The organism is Nonomuraea sp. CA-141351 (assembly GCF_050944675.1).
GTDB lineage: Bacteria > Actinomycetota > Actinomycetes > Streptosporangiales > Streptosporangiaceae > Nonomuraea.
Genome location: NZ_CP191982.1, coordinates 12,006,014 through 12,022,689, shown reverse-complemented (window position 1 = coordinate 12,022,689; position 16,676 = coordinate 12,006,014). Strand labels below are relative to the sequence as shown.

Annotated in this window: 15 protein-coding genes; 6 read left to right on the top strand and 9 right to left on the bottom strand. The window is 67.7% G+C overall.

The genetic code is table 11. The annotated features are described in order from the left end of the window. Nucleotides 1-28 precede the first annotated feature (28 nt). The 6 genes from ACQPWU_RS56600 to ACQPWU_RS56575 all read right to left on the bottom strand — a co-directional run bounded on the left by ACQPWU_RS56600 (nt 29) and on the right by ACQPWU_RS56575 (nt 8,528). Complete coding sequence (locus tag ACQPWU_RS56600; protein ID WP_433435361.1) at nt 29-2,554, bottom strand: type IV secretory system conjugative DNA transfer family protein; 2,526 nt, start codon at nt 2,552-2,554, stop codon at nt 29-31. Beyond that, nucleotides 2,551-4,350 carry a VirB4 family type IV secretion system protein gene (locus tag ACQPWU_RS56595; RefSeq protein ID WP_433435360.1) on the bottom strand — a complete coding sequence of 600 codons (1,800 nt, stop codon included), beginning with the start codon at nt 4,348-4,350 and terminating at the stop codon, nt 2,551-2,553. The genes ACQPWU_RS56600 and ACQPWU_RS56595 overlap by 4 nt, the downstream gene beginning before the upstream one ends. Then, entirely contained in the window at nt 4,347-5,300 is a 954-nt protein-coding gene (locus ACQPWU_RS56590; RefSeq protein WP_433435359.1) for a PrgI family protein, read from the bottom strand. The genes ACQPWU_RS56595 and ACQPWU_RS56590 overlap by 4 nt, the downstream gene beginning before the upstream one ends. Continuing rightward, nucleotides 5,297-6,754, bottom strand: a complete 1,458-nt coding sequence (locus ACQPWU_RS56585; RefSeq protein ID WP_433435358.1) for a hypothetical protein — start codon at nt 6,752-6,754, stop codon at nt 5,297-5,299. The genes ACQPWU_RS56590 and ACQPWU_RS56585 overlap by 4 nt, the downstream gene beginning before the upstream one ends. A 245-nt stretch (nt 6,755-6,999) precedes the next feature. Continuing rightward, complete coding sequence (locus tag ACQPWU_RS56580; protein ID WP_433435357.1) at nt 7,000-7,398, bottom strand: pilin; 399 nt, start codon at nt 7,396-7,398, stop codon at nt 7,000-7,002. Nucleotides 7,399-7,700: 302 nt separating this feature from the next. Continuing rightward, nucleotides 7,701-8,528, bottom strand: a complete 828-nt coding sequence (locus tag ACQPWU_RS56575; RefSeq protein WP_433435356.1) for a hypothetical protein — start codon at nt 8,526-8,528, stop codon at nt 7,701-7,703. A gap of 724 nt (nt 8,529-9,252) precedes the next feature. Here ACQPWU_RS56575 and ACQPWU_RS56570 point away from each other — a divergent pair. The 4 genes from ACQPWU_RS56570 (at nt 9,253) to ACQPWU_RS56555 (ending at nt 13,272) form a co-directional block, all read left to right on the top strand. Then, a complete protein-coding gene (locus ACQPWU_RS56570; RefSeq protein WP_433435355.1) occupies nt 9,253-10,164 on the top strand; it encodes a hypothetical protein in 912 nt (303 codons plus the stop codon). Between the two features lie 11 nt (nt 10,165-10,175). Beyond that, nucleotides 10,176-11,054 carry a TRM11 family SAM-dependent methyltransferase gene (locus ACQPWU_RS56565; RefSeq protein WP_433435354.1) on the top strand — a complete coding sequence of 293 codons (879 nt, stop codon included), beginning with the start codon at nt 10,176-10,178 and terminating at the stop codon, nt 11,052-11,054. Nucleotides 11,055-11,368: 314 nt separating this feature from the next. Further along, nucleotides 11,369-11,647, top strand: a complete 279-nt coding sequence (locus ACQPWU_RS56560) for a helix-turn-helix domain-containing protein (RefSeq protein ID WP_433435353.1) — start codon at nt 11,369-11,371, stop codon at nt 11,645-11,647. A gap of 5 nt (nt 11,648-11,652) precedes the next feature. Further along, nucleotides 11,653-13,272, top strand: coding sequence for a tyrosine-type recombinase/integrase (locus ACQPWU_RS56555; RefSeq protein ID WP_433435352.1), 1,620 nt, complete (start codon nt 11,653-11,655; stop codon nt 13,270-13,272). A gap of 233 nt (nt 13,273-13,505) precedes the next feature. Here the strand turns inward: ACQPWU_RS56555 and ACQPWU_RS56550 are convergent, their stop codons facing one another. Further along, nucleotides 13,506-13,808, bottom strand: a complete 303-nt coding sequence (locus ACQPWU_RS56550; RefSeq protein WP_433435351.1) for a hypothetical protein — start codon at nt 13,806-13,808, stop codon at nt 13,506-13,508. 191 nt (nt 13,809-13,999) lie between these two features. Next, a complete protein-coding gene (locus ACQPWU_RS56545) occupies nt 14,000-14,590 on the bottom strand; it encodes an ATP-binding protein (RefSeq protein ID WP_433435350.1) in 591 nt (196 codons plus the stop codon). A gap of 117 nt (nt 14,591-14,707) precedes the next feature. Here ACQPWU_RS56545 and ACQPWU_RS56540 point away from each other — a divergent pair, with 117 nt between their 5' ends. Both ACQPWU_RS56540 and ACQPWU_RS56535 read left to right on the top strand, forming a co-directional pair. Then, nucleotides 14,708-15,538 carry a helix-turn-helix domain-containing protein gene (locus tag ACQPWU_RS56540; protein WP_433435349.1) on the top strand — a complete coding sequence of 277 codons (831 nt, stop codon included), beginning with the start codon at nt 14,708-14,710 and terminating at the stop codon, nt 15,536-15,538. Continuing rightward, the gene (locus ACQPWU_RS56535; protein ID WP_433435348.1) at nt 15,517-15,729 is read left to right on the top strand and encodes a DUF397 domain-containing protein; all 213 of its coding nucleotides are present in this window, start codon (nt 15,517-15,519) and stop codon (nt 15,727-15,729) included. The genes ACQPWU_RS56540 and ACQPWU_RS56535 overlap by 22 nt, the downstream gene beginning before the upstream one ends. A gap of 177 nt (nt 15,730-15,906) precedes the next feature. On the opposite strand, the gene ACQPWU_RS56530 is transcribed toward ACQPWU_RS56535, so the two are convergent. Continuing rightward, on the bottom strand, nt 15,907-16,251 hold the full coding sequence (locus ACQPWU_RS56530) for a hypothetical protein (RefSeq protein WP_433435347.1): 345 nt from the start codon (nt 16,249-16,251) through the stop codon (nt 15,907-15,909). Nucleotides 16,252-16,676: the final 425 nt, after the last annotated feature.

Genomic DNA, 16,676 nt, shown 5'->3' with positions numbered 1-16,676 from the left:
GGATTGGAGCGGGCGGTGATGTGTTGAGTCATGAGTCCGGCTCTTTGGCCGGTGGCGCTACGGCGGTCTGAGCGCGGGGGCGTGGGTCGGTGCCGGAGGCGCTCGCGCGTCGCCTGCGTCCCGCTCTGGGCATCGCAGGGTCGGCGGGTGGCGTGGTGAAGCGTTCACGGGATGCCTCTCGGATGGCTTGCTCGCGCCCTGCTGTTGCGGGTGGCAGCGGTCGGGTGCGCAGGGTGAAGGCGGGTGCCTGCTGGCCGTCGATGATGAGGCGGGCGGCGGCTTGGTAGGCGCCGAGGTGGGTGAGGTCGTGCGGGGTGATCAGTGGCGAGGTGTGGTGTTTGAGGTCATTGGCGTCTTTGGGTGACGCGGCGAAGTAGATCTTGTTGCGGGCGTCCGCTGAGAGGGCTTCGCGGAGGTCGGCTGGAAGCTGGTCGAGATGCTGGTGGGCCAGGACGAGGGAGAGCCGGTAGCCGCGTGCCTCGGCCAGGACGTCGTTGATGTGGCCTGGCAGGTTGAGGAAGTTGTGGCATTCGTCGATGACCAGCGAGGCGTCAGTGCGGCTGGCTTCGGCGAGGTGGGCGCGGCGAGTGGCGGCCTGCCAGGTGTGAGCGAGCAGGATCGAGCCGAACAGGCGGGCGGCGTCATCGCCGAGAATGCCTTTGGGCAGGCGGGCCAGGACGAGGCCGCCGTCGCTAAGGAGCTGGCCGATGGGAACCGTGGTGTTCGGGCTGGCCAGGGCCTGCCGGACGAATGGGCGTAGGAGCACGGCGCGCAGCTTGTTCATGACGGGGCCGATGACCGTGGCTTGTCCGGCTGGGGTGAGTGCTTGGTAGGAGTCCCAGAAGCCGGCCAGAAGCTCGTCGTCGAGCCGTTTGGTGACGCGGGCTCGGAAAGCGGAGTCAGTCAGCAGCCGGGGAACCTCGCCTAGAGTCGCCTTGTGGCCGAGCACTTTCGTCAACGTCAAGCAGGTCGAACGGAGGAGGTCATCCACGCGTGGTCCCCAGGCCGAGGAGAAGCAGCGGTGGAAGATGGTGACGACCGAATCGACGGCGAAGGCGGGATCGTGTCCAGCCAAGATGTTGATGGAGGGCGGCCGGGCCGGGTCTTGCGGGTCGAACACGACCGTCTTGCCGATCGCCCGCCGGGGCAAGCGGGCGAGAATGTCGGAGATGAGGTCGCCTTTGGGGTCGATGACCAGGGAGCCTCGACCGGCCTGGGCGTCGGCGAGGACGAGGTTGGCGAGCAGGGTGGATTTGCCGACACCGGTGCCGCCGAGGACGTGGGTGTGGTGGCGGCCGTCGGCGATGGGCATGGCGACGGGCCGCGTATGGCCGCTGTCGCTGTCGCCCAGCACGCGGACCGGCCCGGAATCTGACCCTCGTGGTACGACCGGCGGCGGGGCTATGGGACGCGCCCCGGCGCGGGTGATGCCGGGGGCGTCAACATCCCAGGGCAGGTGGGCGAGCGCGGCCAGCTCGCCGACGGAGAGCAGGTAGCCGGTATCGAACCGGCGGGAGCTGGTCCGGGCATGGGGCCGGAAGAGCCGGGCTCTGCGCAGGTACTGGTGACCGGAGGTGAACAGGGCGAAGACGCCGGCGAGGGTGTGTGCTTGGCCTCGCAGCCAGCCGCGGACGGAGTCCGGGTGGGGGTGGGAGTCGTTGGCACGGCTCGTGGCGACGGCGTAGTGGATGGCGACGGTGTAGCGGGGCTGGCCTGCCTTGGCGAGAACAGCACGTACCTGCTCGGCTCGTTCGGGGAACATGCGGGCCAGTTCGCCGAATCGATGATGGCTGGAGGCAGGCGCGAGTTCGTCGAGGACGTGGCCGAGAGTGGTCTGAGTGCGGGCGCCGCGCAGGGCGGCTGCTGCTCGATAGGCGTGACGCAGGCGTTTGCCTGTTGTGGGGCGCGCCAGAACCTGGACAAGCGCGTGTTCGCCCTCGCGGAGAGTGCTCATGGCGGTGAGCAGCGAGCGGATCGGGTCGTTGTCGTGGTCGGTTTTGAGCGGGTAGTGTTCGGGCCTTCCCAGGACGAGCTTCCCGCCAGCGGCCCTGGCATCCGAGGGCAGCGGTGGAGAGGCTGTATGGGTGGTGGTAGTTGCGCCAGGCCAGGCGGCCTGGATGGCCTTCTCCACGGTGCCGGGTGGGATGACGCCGGGCACCCACAAGCGGATCCGTACACCGGATTCACTGGCGAGGTACTCCCAGGCTAGGTGCGGTTGGCCGGTGAAGAGGCGCTTCCAAGCGGGTCGGAGAAGTCCGATCAGCTGGCTCCAAAGCACGACCGCGCCCTGTGGGTCGCTGGTGGGTGGGGAAGAAATTTCGATCAAGCGAGCGTTCGGAACGAGTTCGGCGTGGTGGAGCCAGCCCAGCAGGTAGCGGACGACGGTTGTCACCACGCACAGCACTAGAACCGAGAGAGCTAGACGAGGTCCGTAGGCGAGCAGAAACTCAGGCAGCCGTGCAGGTAGCTCGCGCAGGAAGTCCAGGATGGTCTGCACATCGTGGTCGTCGATGTCGCAGAGCAGGCACGGCCCAGCAGAAGCGGATGACGTCATAGCGGGTCGCCTTCGTCGTCGTGGTGATGATCGGCCGCAGGCGTGGGAGCCTGTGGCGTACGGCGGTCGATCTCGGCCAGCTCGGCGGGGTCGGTCGTGATCAGGTCGTTTTCAGCGGGCGACGCCACGATGCTCAGCGCTGCTCGATTCGCGGGCCCGGCGATGAGCAGGGCTTCGCCCCGATCTGCTGTGAGCAGGAACTGGCGTTCACCGTCGGTGAGGTCGAAGGCGTCACCGACGGCGCCGATGGCCTGCGGTGCTTGGCGGAGCAGGATCTGGCTGGCGGCATTGGCGACGATCGCCTGCCCCAGCTCCGAGCCGAGCAAGTCGGCGGCATCCTGAGTGACGACCGCCAGCCCAGCCCAGTGCTTCCGCGCGGCCTTGGCCATCCGGAACAGGAAACGGGCGCCCTCAGGCTCCTTCATCAGCAGCCAGGCTTCGTCAACGACGACCAGGCGTTTCCTGCGGTCGCGGGGGTTGGCGACCCGCCGCCAGACCGCATCCAGTGCCAGGAGGGTGCCGACCGCTTTCATCTCTTCGGGGAGGTCGCGCAGGGAGAAGACGATCAGGTGTCCGGCTGGGTTGGTCGTGGTCGGGCCGTCGAACAGTTCGCGGTAGGAGCCGGACACGTACGGCGCCAGCTGCGCGGCCAGCTCAGCCCCTTGTTCCGAGGACTTCAGGGTGGTGACGAGGTCGGCCAGTAGGGGCGCGGGCTTGGTCCAGGTCACCGGGTTGTGGGTGATCCCGGCCTCCTGGTAGGTGGCTATGACGGCCGCGTCCAGCGCCGCGCGTGCCTGTGCGGTGAGTTGGCCGCCGAGCATGGTGGCGGTCAGGGTTTGCAGGAACATGGCTCGCCGGGCGAGCACGTCGTCTTGTGGGCCGTGGCTGGCGGGCAGGTCGAGGGGGTTCCAGCGCACTCCGGCGGCACCGAGGTGGAGGCACGTGCCTCCAACTGCGCGGGCCAGGCGGGCGTACTCGTCTTCGGGGTCGACGACAGCTACTTCGACGCCTTGATACAGCAGGCGCAGGGCTTCGAGCTTGGTGAAGAAGCTCTTGCCGGCGCCGGAGCGGGCCAGGACCACGGAATTGTGGTTGTCCTGGTTGTAGCGGTCCCACACGATGACGCCGGAACCGGTGGCGCTCAGCCCGTACAGCACTCCCGTATCACCGACCGGAGCCGCGAGGTCAGATGAGGTGAACGGGAAGGCGGCGGCCAGGGCGGTGGTGTCGAAGCTGCGCGTCATGCGCAGCGAGTCGACCGCCAACGGCAGGCTCGTTGTCCACGCTTGCAGGGCCCGGAAGGTGGTCGGCTGAGTGTCCAGCAGGAGGGATGAGGCCAAGGCGCGGACCCGCTCCACCTCTGCTGCCAGCTCGGGTTCGGTAGAGGCGTGGATGGTGAGGTAGAGGCCGACTTTGAACAAGCGGCCGTGTCCCCGGGCAAGGCTGTCGGCCAGGTTGGTGGCGTCGTCGGCGGCTGCTTCCGCCGCGAAATCTTGAAGACGGCCATGCTGGGCGTCGGTTCGGCTGGTTGATTCCAGGCGGGCGAGCTGGCGGCGCAGCCGCATCGCCGCCACGGCTTGGGGAATCGGCTCGACATACAGGGACACGTCCAGGCGCCCCGGATAGGTGAGCAACGGCTCCAGCCAGCCCGCGCCGACTTCACGGGGGTAGCCGGTTACGGCGAAGGACGCGGTCATCCCGTTGGGCAAGGTGAGCTTTCGAGCGCCGACCTCCAGGGAGCCTGGCTCGGTGAGGGCGCTGGCTTCCGTTGGCTGCGTTCGACGGCGTAGTTTCATGCGGCCTCCTCACCGCTGATGAAGGCGTCAGGGAGGGCTTGGCCGGCGGGATGCCAGCCGCCGGGATCGAGGCACTCGGTCAGCACCTGGTGCGCTGCGGAGGCGTCGAGGACACGGGTGGTGACGCCGAGCGCGGCCAGGCTGCGCTCGGCTTCTGCGGCTCGACGCAGCGCCACGGCGGCGGAGGCCTCTCGCCGTACCGAGCGCCGTCCTCGCCCGGCGGCGTGGTTGTCGCGCAGCACGATGAGGACCTGACGGGCCAGCAGCTCGCGCGAGCAGTTCAGCTCCTCGAGGAAGGCAACGTGCTGGCTGGCGGCGTCGGCGAGTGCTGGATGTGGTGAGCTCTCGGCGCACCGCTCCACAGTGTCGATCAGATTGCCGAGATCAACCGGCCGCGCGCGGACGAGGATTTGAACTGGTGATTCAAGGGAGTTGAGCCAGCGACCGAACGCGCCGGCCAACGCGGCCTGCTCGCCTGCGGTGCGCAGGTGGAAGGACAAGGTGCCGGTTTCGACGAGTACGGCGACACCGCCATCAGCCAGATCCAGGGCTCCGTCAGTACGGATGGCCCGCACCGGCAGCCGCAGCGGCGTGGGCAGCTTGCCACGCAGACGGCACCAACGCGGCGGCTCAACGACACCCGCCGGAGCGGCCACCAATCTCTTCGTCGAACGGGCGAACCGCAGCGCGGCGAAGACGAACTGGTCCAGGCTCAGGCCGTCACGGCGGCCGAGCGCGATGGCCATGCCGAGTGCCGCCAGCGGAAGCAGGACAGCGGCGAGGATCACGATGGGCAGGAGCTGGTGGAACAGGTAGTAGATGGCGGCGGCGACGCCGCCGGTGGTGGCGATGATGAGGATTTGGCGGACGGTGAGCCCGTAGGCGATCTTGTCTGGGCGGTCGATGTCGGATGGGATCTGGGCGATCAACAACTGATCCGCCTCGTTCATCGGCTGTCCCTTCTCGGGATGCGGCTGTTTCTCAGGACGCGCTGTGGCGGCGGGTCCAGCCGCAGGCGGAGCTGGCCAGGCCGGGGCGCGCGGGTGGGCATGCCGGGCAGCCGGTCTTGGATCCAGGGCGGGCGCGGACGGATCCACGGTCCGGTGGCGGGCGTGGGCGCTCTTGGTGGTGCGGGCGTGCGTGGGAGGCGGGTGACAGGGAACGGCAATGCCAGCTGCCGGCCCTGCCGAGCTCGCCGCGCGGCCGCCGAAGACGCTGCGGGAGCGGACGCCGAGGTGGTGGTGGAGTTGGGCGGCGGGCCGAGGGGTAGCTGGAGTTGCTGCCAGGTGGGTGTGCGGGTGGGCATGGGTGACGCTCCTGTAGGTGTGGCGGACGGGCCGGGGCCGTTGGGGCCGCGTCCTCGTGGTCCACGGGGGCCGCGCTGCGGGCCGCCGCTGGGCGGCCGTCCGCCGTGCCGGTGGGCGGCGGTGGTTGTGGCCTTGCGCTGGGCCGCGCGCTGTCCGGCCTTGCCGAGAGCCCGAGCGGCGCCGAGGGTCTTGTAGACGATCACGGCCTTGATCAGCCGTTTGAGCATGTGGGGCTGGCCCTGCTGCCAGATGGTGCGCGCAACCCAGCCGGGAATCTTGATCAGCACGTAGAGAATGCCGATCACGATGAGAGCGTCCAGGGTTCGGTTCACCGTCGGGCGCACTGCTGTGAGGGCCGCCTCCCCGATGCCTGGATCGGCAGGCGGAGGCAGGTAGGTGTCGGGCGAGTCGGTGAGGAACAGCTTGAACGCCAAGATCAGACCCAGTGCCTGGAGGATCTGGATGGCGAGCAGCCCGATGAAGCATCGCCACCACAACCGCGCGATGCCTTCGGTCTGCGGCAATGCGTGGCACAGCAGCGCCAGCGGTGCGGCGATGATCACGAACAGCAGCAAGGTGACACGGATGATGGCGATGAAGGCCAGGAGGAAGCCCATCAGAACGGCGGCGCCAATCAGCAGCACGAGGAACAGCGCCGTCCCCTTCGGGTCCTTGATCAGCGCATCGACCTTGGCCGCGATCAGGTTCCCGGCACGCTGACCGTTCACCCCATCGCCGAGCAGAGCCGCGACGAGAGAGTTGGCGAGTTCGATGGCGTACTGGCACACGGTGAGTGAGGAGTTCAAGGCGATCACGGCGACCACCAGGCGTGGGATGACCTCACTGGGCGTGGTGGAGGTTTGTGTGCTGCCGTAGGCCATGACGATCACGCCTGCGGCGAGCACCATGAGGGCGAGCAGCGCGTTGGCCACCAGGCGTACGTGCTGGGACAGCTCCTGGATGCGGGCGAACATCGATGGCGGCGGCGCGGACAGTAGAGCTTGGCCGACCAGGACGAAGGCGGGGTTGATGGCGTCGGTGACCAGAGTGGTGAACCAGCCGTTCATTGCCTGGTTGATCTTGCAGCCGATGTCCATCCACCCGCACCCGTCCACACCTGTGGACGGTGTGGAGGCGGGTGGAGAGATCCAGCTCACTTGCGGCGACGGCTGCGGGCTCCGACCGGAGCTGGGTACTGGGCTGGGCGTTGGTGTGGGCACCGCGGAGGCCGCGACCGCAGGGAGGGCGAGCAAGGTAACGACCGTCACCATGACCGTGAGCGCCTTACGCAGCCACCGAGTGAGCGAGCCCGGCAGATCTGGTGGGTGCTGGCGAGTCATTGTCAGGCTCCCACGATGCCTTGGAGGATCGAGACCAGGAGCGGAGCCAGGATGGCGATGCCGTAGCCGAGGGCGGCGTAGCGGAGTGTCTTCTTGGCGGCTTCGACTTCGCCGGGATCGCCGCCGGCCAGGATGTATCGGACTCCTCCGACAGTGAGGAAAAGTGTCGCCAAGGCGACGAGCAGACCCACGATGACGTTGCGCAGGTTGTCGATCACCGTGTTCAGCGAGGTAGGCGCCTGCTCCGGTTTGGCCAGGGCGTTCGCGGCCGTGCTGATGTGAACGGCGAGGGCGTATTCGAGCAGTGTGCCCAGGACGATGGAACCGAGGATGAAGCCGGCGATGAGCAGAACTTTGAGGGCGAAGCGGGGTATGGCGGTACGACGCGGGCGGGATGTCATGTGGTGCCTCCCGACGGATGCGAGCTGGCTTGGGTGGGTGAGGCTGACCCTCATGGGGAGGGCGGCGCGGAGGCACCGGACCCGGCGCGGGGCCGAGTGGGCGTCCTCCTTCAAGCGGCGGATGGCGGTGGACCGGGGTGACAGGGACCGGTGACCAGGTGCGGCCCCGGGCCGGGTCGGTGTTCTCCGCGCTGCCTCTCTACCTGGACAAAGACCAGGTCGAAGAGCCGAGTTAGGACATCAGCGCCAGCGGAGTTTGCTCACTCTTTGCTGCGAGCCGCCGCGGGAGCCGATGGCGATCGCTACAGGCCGCCGTCGAGGAGCGCCTGGTAGAGAGCGTTCTCGGCACGCTGGCGGCGCTTGAGAGCGGTGCAGTAGAGCAACCCGCGGTGGCGGCAGTAGGAACTGAGCGGGATGCCCTCCAGCCGGGTGAAGCCGATCATCTGCGCGTCCTCAGCGGTGATGACACGCTGGCGGACGGCTTGGGCTAGGAGCAGGTCGGGGTGGCCAGCAGGATAAGTGAGCGCCTGCTGCTCGCCGTCGTTCCGATCGGGGTCGGCCAGCAGGTCTGGCCGTTCGGGGGCGTGGGCGCGTAGGACGGCGAACTGGGTCAGCCGCGACAGCCGCAGCACCGGATGGGACCAGGTCAGGTTCACCCGGCAGACGGCTTCCATGTAGCAGGCCAGTACTTCGGCCTCCAACTCTTCCCGATCGACGGAGATCCTGTCGGCGAGAGCTGCGGTGAGGCGATGCAGCATCGGGATGGCCAGCACGACCGTGGCGACCATCCACGCGCCTCGCTGGGCGCGCGCCTGGCCGATGAGATGGCGCCATACGTGATCGCGGGTGGTACGCGAGCAGCTCGGGTGCAACACCATCGCGCGCAGGTCGTCCAGCGCGATCATCCGGGCGGGCAGGCCGTGACCGAGCTGGCCGCCGTCGACTGAGAGCGGTTGTGGGCCGCGCATCAGCAGCTCGAAGGAGCGCTCGGCCACATCCAGCGGCAGCGAGTTGCCCCGACGGCTGGGGTCGTCCACGTGGCAGGTCGTCTCGCAAGCCGTCGTGTCGGTGGGGTCGAGGGCAGGGGCGGTGGTGGTGTCCGTGGAGGGACGGGCCGAGGTGTGGAACATTGCAGCTCCCGAAGACGTGATCGGTTCGGACGCTGCTCATGCCGTCAGAAGGCCTGGGCAGGAGCCGTGCAAAAAGCGTGCAGACATCGGGCGAGGAAAAGATCTCTTCAAGAGCAAGTCATTCCACTGAACCGCCTCTGACCTGCGAAAACGTCGAGAGTTGCGCTACGTCAACCCGAAGAGAAGTTATGGTCGAACGTCGCTCGAAAGGCCGCTGACCAGCGGAATCGGTCAGGCCCTAAGATTCCCGGGTCAAAGATCGTTCAAGTTCGCGACGGCCTTGAGATCCGCTCGCCCGCTTCCCGAGTCTTCCCGTTGAACACGGCGCCCGAGATGGCTGCGTTCGTGGCTGGGTCAGTTCGCCGAGATCGTCCGCCGCCTCCCCGCTGAGAATGAACGGGCGAACGCCGACTTCCGGCCGGTGTCCGCTTCTTGCACGAGAACGCTATGAACTGCGAAAACACGTCAATGGGCCGAGGGGAGGCTGGGGCGCTGGTCGAACAGAGCGGTGGCCAGGCCGACAGGCCGTCACCACCAGGCATTACCGATCCTTTGCGTGATGGGCTGTCCTAACTCGTGCCTGGCGGCAGGTATTTGGATAAGTGACAGGATCCGGTGGCCCGAGTGATGGGGCCACACCCGCATGACAGCACGCACTACCTGCTCCACCCGTTCCAACCATGGTTCCGACTCCGCTCACCGGGCCGCCCGCGAAGCTCAGGAAGTGGCTCGGCGGCATCTGCCGCTGAGCGTCTGGCTGGCCGCAGCCGATGCCGAGTCCATCTCCGCCTGCGAGCGTGGGTGCTGCGTCCCGGTGAGCGGGCCGCTGGCCCGTCACCTCCTCTCGGCGTGCACCCGGCTCGGCGATACCGTCATCCACCTCGGCGCCACCGACCACCAGCTCGTCTCTGCCGCCTTGTTGATGGGCTGCCGAGCGACCGCCACGTTCGCCGATCCCGCCCTGGCCGGGGTCACCTGGACCCGGCTGACCCGTACTCGCCTCGAGCACGACCTCCAGGTCGCCGACCTACGCGTCATCCGGCCGGAGAACTCCGCGCAAGGGCTGGAGGACTTGTCAGGCACCGCTGCGCTGGTCGTAGTCCAGCAGTCGTGCACGCCGTCACCTGGAGACGCCGGCCGTTCCGCTGCCGACGCGGATGCTTCGGACGTCCGGCTGATTGACGTGTCCGCCGCGGCGGCACTGCTGAAGCCGGGCGGGCATCTCGCGGTAGTCACTGGCCTGCACCGCGCAGAAGATCGTGTGGTCGACCCGGTGCCGGAGATCATTACGCGGGCGCGGGGAGTCCGGCTGAGGTACCTGCAGCACATCATTGCGTTGCGTCTCCCGGTGCGGGGCGAGCGGATCGACCGAGCGATGTCGCATCGCGAGGTCGCAGCGGCGCAGGCGTTGCCGCCGTGCGCCGGGCTGCCGGTCAGCGCCCGCGTTCACTCCGACGTGCTGCTGTTCACCAAGGTAACGGGGCTCTCTGATGGCTCCTGCGAGTTGGGGGAGTCTCGGCACAAGCCCGAGGCGGGAGAACTTGCCAGCTCCAACAGTTCGGCCCCGGCAGCCGATCCACCCTCACCAACTGGGGCCGAGCAGAGCGGCACGACTCAGGCCGGTGGCGGCCGTTGATGATGGTCGAGGTGACAGCGTCAGTGTGGGCGACTGGGCAGCGGCAGTCGCGGGTGCAACGGCGGGGCCGGTACGTGCCGGAGTCGATGCGGCATCCGGGCAAGATGCTCCCGTCCATCGCCTCCAAGGTGATCGAGACGTACACGCGGCCCGGCGAGCTCGTGGTCGATCCGATGTGCGGGATCGGTACCAGCCTTGTCGAGGCTGTCCACCTGGGGCGGCATGCAGCCGGAGTGGAGTACGAGGAGGGCTGGGCGCGGCTGGCGGTCGCCAACCTTGCCCACGCCCAGCGGCAGGGTGCGTCCGGGCTTGGCCGGGTGGTCGCCGGGGACGCGCGCAACATCGCCGCTCTGCTTCCCGATCTGCTCGGGCGAGCAGCGCTGGTGCTTACCTCGCCGCCGTACGGGGCGGCCACCCATGGTCACATCCGTTCCAGCCGCGACAGCGGCCAGCCCGGCGTGCGCAAGTGGAACCACCACTACTCCAGCAACCGCGCCAATCTCGCCCACCAGAGCCTGCCCACGCTGCTGGAAGGCTTCGGCAGGATCCTGTCCGGCAGCGCGCGACTGCTGCGGACGGGCGGCGTCGCGGCGATCACCGTGCGCCCGTATCGCGTCAAGGGCGAGCTGATCGATCTGCCCGGCCACGTGCAGAAGATCGCCAGCCAGGCAGGGCTGGTGTTCGCTGATCGGCTGGTGTGCCTGCTGTGCGGGCTCGGTGACGGCAAGCTCATCAACCGCTCCTCCTTCTTTCAACTTCACGAAGCCCGCAAAGGTTGGGCACGCGGGCTGCCCATCCACGCCAGCGCGCACGAGGATCTGCTGATCTTTCGCAAGCAGACCCGGCCACCGTCCGGACTGGCGGACTCAGGGGTCCGCGAGCAGGAATAACCCGGGATGCGTCCCGGACCCGGCCGGGCCCTGGGTGGGCCGGGTGACCAGCGGATTTCGCTTGACGTGGGCCATGGAGGTGGGCGTCGATACCGCCCGCACCGGTCACGCCCGGACCGGCACCTCCACGGCCCGCTGTGCCCGCCCGTCCATGAATGACACGGCATAGACGGGCCTCGTGTGCCGGGCGGTCGGGGCCGGGGCGTAGCGCCCGTACAGCCCCATCCCCGGCCCTGCCTTTCGGACGCGTGTCGCGCACTGCGGCCCGTGCCGGACGGGAAATCGCACAGATCTTCATTCTGCGGAGGTGATCAGTGAAGCACTCGAACCGACTGGAGCTCCTGCATGGAGACGCGGAACTCGCCCCGTCTGCGGATGGGCCCGAAGTGATGGGCCTGGTGGCAGCGGGCCGCCTGCTCGGGATGGGCCGCACCAAGGCGTACCGGCTTGCCCGAGCAGGGCAGTTCCCGTGCCGGGTGCTGCGGGTCGGCGGCAGGTACGTGGTGCCGGTACGCGGCGTGCGGGCGCTGCTCGGCTACATCAACGACCGCGATGGCGAAGGCCGTCTCGGCAGCGAGCGTGAGAAGGGATAACCCTGGTGGCGAACGGATCCACCTACAAGACCTGTGCCTGCAAGGACGAGGAGAGCGGCAAGAAGCTCGGCAAGAAATGTCCGAAGCTGCGCCGGGTCGGCGGCAATGGCGCGCGCTGGAGCAGCACCCACGGCAAGTGGGCCTATCAGCTGGAGCTGCCCGCCCACGCTGACGGGCGTCGGCGTAGCCCACTCCGGAGAAGCGGCTTCGCCTCCTTGGAGGACGCCGAAGCCGAACTCGACCACGCCCGCGGCTTGCTGGTTCTCGATGATGACGCGCGAGTGCGGCGGCAGATCACCGAACTGATGCTGTCGGTGCTCAAAGACACCAAGAGGCTGCCCGACATTGAAGAGGTGCGGCGTAAGGTCCGTACGCACCAAGATCTCAACCGGCAGGTCACGGTGGCCGAGTGGCTGGAGGAGTTCATGAAGCGCAAGCGGGGCCTGGATGACACCACCCGCCGCGCCTATGAGTCGCATGTCCGCCTCTACCTCAACCCGTACCTGGGAGACATCCGGCTGGATCGGCTGCGGGTCTCCGACATCGCGGGCATGTTCGACGCGATCGAGGAGTTCAACGAGGTCATCGCCACCGAGCGGGCCAGCGGCGACCCGGCCCGCCAGGCCAGGGTTCGCTACCGACGTCCGGTCGGACCGTCGACGGTGCATCGCATCCGCGCTACTTTGCGCCACGCGCTGAACGTGGCGATCAAGCAGGACCGGCTGCTGGACTTCAACCCCGCCGCCGCGGTTGAGCTCCCGCCCGCCGTACGGCCCAAGCCAGTGGTGTGGACCGAAGGAAGGGTCGCACAATGGCGCCTGGATCACGAAGCGCACCTGGACAGAACCCGGCGGCTGCGCGACGGTAAACGGGTCGACCCGATCGCGGTCTATGTCGGTGCGCCTCGGCCGTCACGGGTGATGGTGTGGACCGCCCCACAGACCTCGGACTTCCTCGCCTTCGCCAGGCGAGACCGGTTGTTCGCTCTCTACCGGCTGATCACCTTGCGCGGGCTGCGCCGTGGCGAGGCGGCGGGGCTGCGCTGGAGCGACGTCAACTTTCGCGAGGCGACGATCGGAGTGCACTGGCAGATCACCCAGCTTGGCTGGCGGCCGGTGCAGGGCAAGCCGAAGACCGAGGCCAGCGATCGCACGATCGCGGTCGACGCTGAGACCATGGCGATCCTCAAGGAGCACAAGAAGCGCCAAGCCAAGGAGCGCCTGGCCGTAGGGGAGGCGTGGGTCGAGAGCGGCTTCGTCTTCACCGACGGTCTGGGTCGGCCCCTGCATCCCCAGCATGTGACTGATGCCTTCTACTGGCTGGCCTACCAGGCAGGACTCCCACCTGTCCGTCTCCACGACCTCCGCCATGGGGCGGCCACGATGATGCTGGCCGCCGGAGTCGAGTTGAAAGTCGTCCAGGAAACGCTCGGGCATGTCTCATCCGCCTTCACCCGTGACACCTACACCAGCGTCTATCCCGAGGTTGCAGCCGCTGCTGCTGAGTCTGTTGCAGCCCTGGTCGCGACCCACCCCGTGTCGCCCAATCCGCCCCGGCCCGGCCGGGGTCGGCGAGCCTCTGCCGGTGATGGGGGCGGAGTACTCATCCATCTGCCGACCACGTAACCGCCGCCGATCCGACTCGTGGCGATAGCAAGGGGACAGCTGGTCCGCCGGACGATCCAACGGCGGGCCAGCTTTCCTGTCTTGCTTCTCCTGGAGGGAGATCGGCTGCTTGGCCGGTGCTCTACGGCCGTGAGCACCCGCCCCGGCAGCCTTGAAGTCCGGCAGCAGCTTATGGAGGGACCTGCCGCCGGACGCATGTGACGGGTGGGCGGCCCTGGCGTCAGAGTGCGAGTTCAGCTGGGGCAGCTTGCGGGGGTCAGCACGTGATGGATGCGCTGGGCAGCTGGGGCGAGTTCACCGACGGTCGTGATCTCCTCGCCCCAGGACCATCGGAAGCACCACGTTCCCTCCGCCGGCGTGGCCGTGATGATCTCGGTGAGCGTGGCCATGTCGGGGTTGATCACGCGCAGGTGTGGCAAGCCCTGCGGTGGGGTGAGCAGACGTGCGTGCAGGCCTCGCTCGTGCAACTGGTCAAGGAGCTGGGTGAGGTGGCCGGTGGCCTCAGCCGCGACGGTCGGGTCGACGGGTTCAGACATGTACGGCTCCGGGTGTGGTGGGTTCTTGATCGGGAGGAACGCGGCGTGCTCCAACAGCTCAGCGCGCCGCAGGTCGCCGCGCGGACCGGTGTGATGGCGCGGTAGGTCGGTGGGTGGTGACGCGTCCGGCGCGTTGTCGGCGCCACAGCACCCCCAGGACGAAGACGGCCGGGAAGAACATCAGCCGCTCATCACATGAGGGCTGGAAAGCGTAATTCGATGTCTGGCTCGGTGGGGTTGGTGTCGAGGTAACACCAGACGACGCGATGCGCGCTTTGGGGCAGAATGTGACTTCCCCAGCGACCCCGCGAGAGCGTGGCCACGATGGCGAGTCCGCGGCCGTTCTCGGCCCGGCGGTTCAGACTCGGCAGCTGAGGCGGAATGCAGTACGGCACTGACACGGTCGAGCCTGGATCGGTTACCGCGAGCCGGAGAAAGTCCTCGCTCCGCGATAGCTGAATGCGAACCCAGCGCCGGTCGAACCCGGTGTCGGCATGTTTCACAGCGTTGGTGACCAGCTCAGAGGCGGCCAGCATCGCGGCTTCACGCGCGGGATGGTCGCGGCCGATCCATGCGGTCACCGCCTGACGGGCGAGGCGCAGAGCCAGGGCATTGCGCGTCAGTTCGGAAATTCCCAATTCCACCAGGCCCGTCGTCGAGAGCATGCCAATCACCGCCTTGTCGCATTTATCAATCTTTATGGCGCAGCATGCCACATGGATTTCTAGATCAAATGTTGGATAGGAGTTGTGGAGTCTCTTGTTTCCCTGTGGCCTCTTCATAGCTTGCTGCCTAGGCGGTATTTTGTGGGGCAGTCTCCGACGCCATTCATCCGACAGGTTGTCGGCTCAGTGTGCGTCGGATGCGCGGATGGTGTGGGTTCCTCATGGGAGGTGGGCATGCCTGCGGCACGGAAGCTCGATCCGAACGCGAGCAGGCCAGCGGCCTTCGGAGCTGAGCTGCGGCGATTGCGTGGCGAGGCGCGGCTCACTCAGGCCGAACTCGGGCATCGGGCCGGCTACTCGGCAAGTCAGATCGGCGCGGTCGAGGTTGGTAAGCGTCCGCCCACCGAGCAGTTCCTCACCGAATGCGACAGGGTGTTGGGGGCGGGACTGCGGGAGTTGTGGGCCTCGTTGTCCCATTACAAGGACAGCGCCCCCACCTGGTTCGCGCCCTGGCTGGAGGAGGAAGAGCAGGCGCAGTCGCTGCGGACCTGGCAGCCTCTGGTCGTTCCGGGGCTCTTGCAGACCGCCGATTACGCGCAGGCCCTGCTGGAGCGGGAGTCGGGCTTCGACCGGGAGCGGATCGAGACTCTGGTAGCCGGACGGCTGGCCCGGCAGAAGATCCTTACCCGGACCAACCCGCCGCGGTATCTGGTGGTGCTCGATGAGGGCGTCCTCAGTCGCCCGATCGGCGGGCCAGAAGTCATGCGTGAGCAGCTTGCGCGGCTGGTGCAAGCCGCGCAGGCGCCGCACATCACCATCCAGATCTGTCCGCTCGGCGCCAGCCCCGGCCTGAGCGGAGGTATCGTCATCGCCCAAGCACCCAACGGCAGCCGTCACACGGTTTACCTGGAGACGGCTGCCGAACCCGTCGTGACGAGCAATCCCGAGGTGGTCGCCGTCGTTACCATGAAGATGGACGCCATACGGGCGGAATCCCTCCCACAAAGCGCGTCGGTCGAGTTCATCCAGAAGGTGGAGGAGACATGGACCTCACGGCCGAGCTGAAGACGGCGGCCTGGCGCAAGGCAACACGCTCGACCGGTAATGGCGGAGACTGTCTCGAAGTCGCTCCGCTGTCGAATGGCCGAGTCGGCATCCGCGACACCGAATCCCCCGAGCAGGCGCCGTTCGTCGTACGGGCTGAGGTATGGGCCGCGTTCGTTGACGGAGCCAAGAACGGCGAGTTCGACTTCTAACTTCTGCCACCCCACTGCCGCGAAGACCCCCGGCCTTCACGCTGGGGGTCTCGCATGAAATGGCACAACCGAGCCGGTTGTGGCCGCGCCGAGTTGAGGCGCCCCGGCCAGGCCCCCGCCTGCCGCTCAGCTGGCGCCATGCACGCAGGCGGTGCGAGCCTGACTGGTCGGCCCGGCCTATCCGAGAAAACCGGCACGTGAGACCCAGATTGAGGGTCGGCAGGAGCCGAATGCACGGCCTTCGCACAGTTTGAAGACGGTGATGCGGCTGAGGTGGGTGGTGTCGGTTCCGCAGCCCCAGCGGGCGCCGTCGGAGTCGACCACGGTCCACTTCTGCAGGTACGTGGTGGCGTATTCAACCCGGACGGCGCGGCCGTCCCGGCTCAGGTCGCAGACCGTGATGTGCTTGCGGTCGGGCGAGACCGTGACCGAGCCCCAGCCGGCGTCATCCTGCCAGCCGTCAGAGGAACTCGCGGCAGCTGGCGAAGCTGCCAGGAGGGCGGTGAGGGCGGTGGCCGCCAATGCGATACGAGGGAACACGTGCGATCCGTTCCGGTGAGGAGATCAGAACGGAGCCAATGTGGAGGCAAGGAGCCCTTAGATCCCGCAGGACAGCGCCCCTCATGACGTGCCTTGATCAACATTTGCCCTGCAGCTCACCATGACGCCCGGCGTCCCTCTTGCCGCGCTGCTGCTTGACGAGAATCCGTTAGCCAGAGGGAACCCTGCCCCTTGACCAGCGTTTTGCGCGGCTTGCCAAAAGGGGGATGCTCGGCCGGATGAAGTCTTCCGCCTTGGTCTTCTCTTGACCTTCCGAGTGGTCTGCCCAGACGTTGGGTGCCTGAACGATCTACCGGCCCCGGTCACATGTGCCCAATCCGTGCCCGCGAGCAGCCGACGAGCAACCATCCGCGCGTCTCGGCCTCGCGCAAGGCACCTCGGGACCG

Bases quoted from the DNA above. Each gene is read 5' to 3' on its own strand.
- ACQPWU_RS56540 (WP_433435349.1), top strand. From the start codon at position 14,708: ATGCCTGCGGCACGGAAGCTCGATCCGAACGCGAGCAGGCCAGCGGCC.
- ACQPWU_RS56590 (WP_433435359.1), bottom strand. From the start codon at position 5,300: ATGAACGAGGCGGATCAGTTGTTGATCGCCCAGATCCCATCCGACATC.
- ACQPWU_RS56545 (WP_433435350.1), bottom strand. From the start codon at position 14,590: ATGAAGAGGCCACAGGGAAACAAGAGACTCCACAACTCCTATCCAACA.
- ACQPWU_RS56585 (WP_433435358.1), bottom strand. From the start codon at position 6,754: ATGGACATCGGCTGCAAGATCAACCAGGCAATGAACGGCTGGTTCACC.
- ACQPWU_RS56535 (WP_433435348.1), top strand. From the start codon at position 15,517: ATGGACCTCACGGCCGAGCTGAAGACGGCGGCCTGGCGCAAGGCAACA.
- ACQPWU_RS56600 (WP_433435361.1), bottom strand. From the start codon at position 2,554: ATGACGTCATCCGCTTCTGCTGGGCCGTGCCTGCTCTGCGACATCGAC.
- ACQPWU_RS56550 (WP_433435351.1), bottom strand. From the start codon at position 13,808: ATGTCTGAACCCGTCGACCCGACCGTCGCGGCTGAGGCCACCGGCCAC.
- ACQPWU_RS56575 (WP_433435356.1), bottom strand. From the start codon at position 8,528: ATGTTCCACACCTCGGCCCGTCCCTCCACGGACACCACCACCGCCCCT.
- ACQPWU_RS56580 (WP_433435357.1), bottom strand. From the start codon at position 7,398: ATGACATCCCGCCCGCGTCGTACCGCCATACCCCGCTTCGCCCTCAAA.
- ACQPWU_RS56595 (WP_433435360.1), bottom strand. From the start codon at position 4,350: ATGAAACTACGCCGTCGAACGCAGCCAACGGAAGCCAGCGCCCTCACC.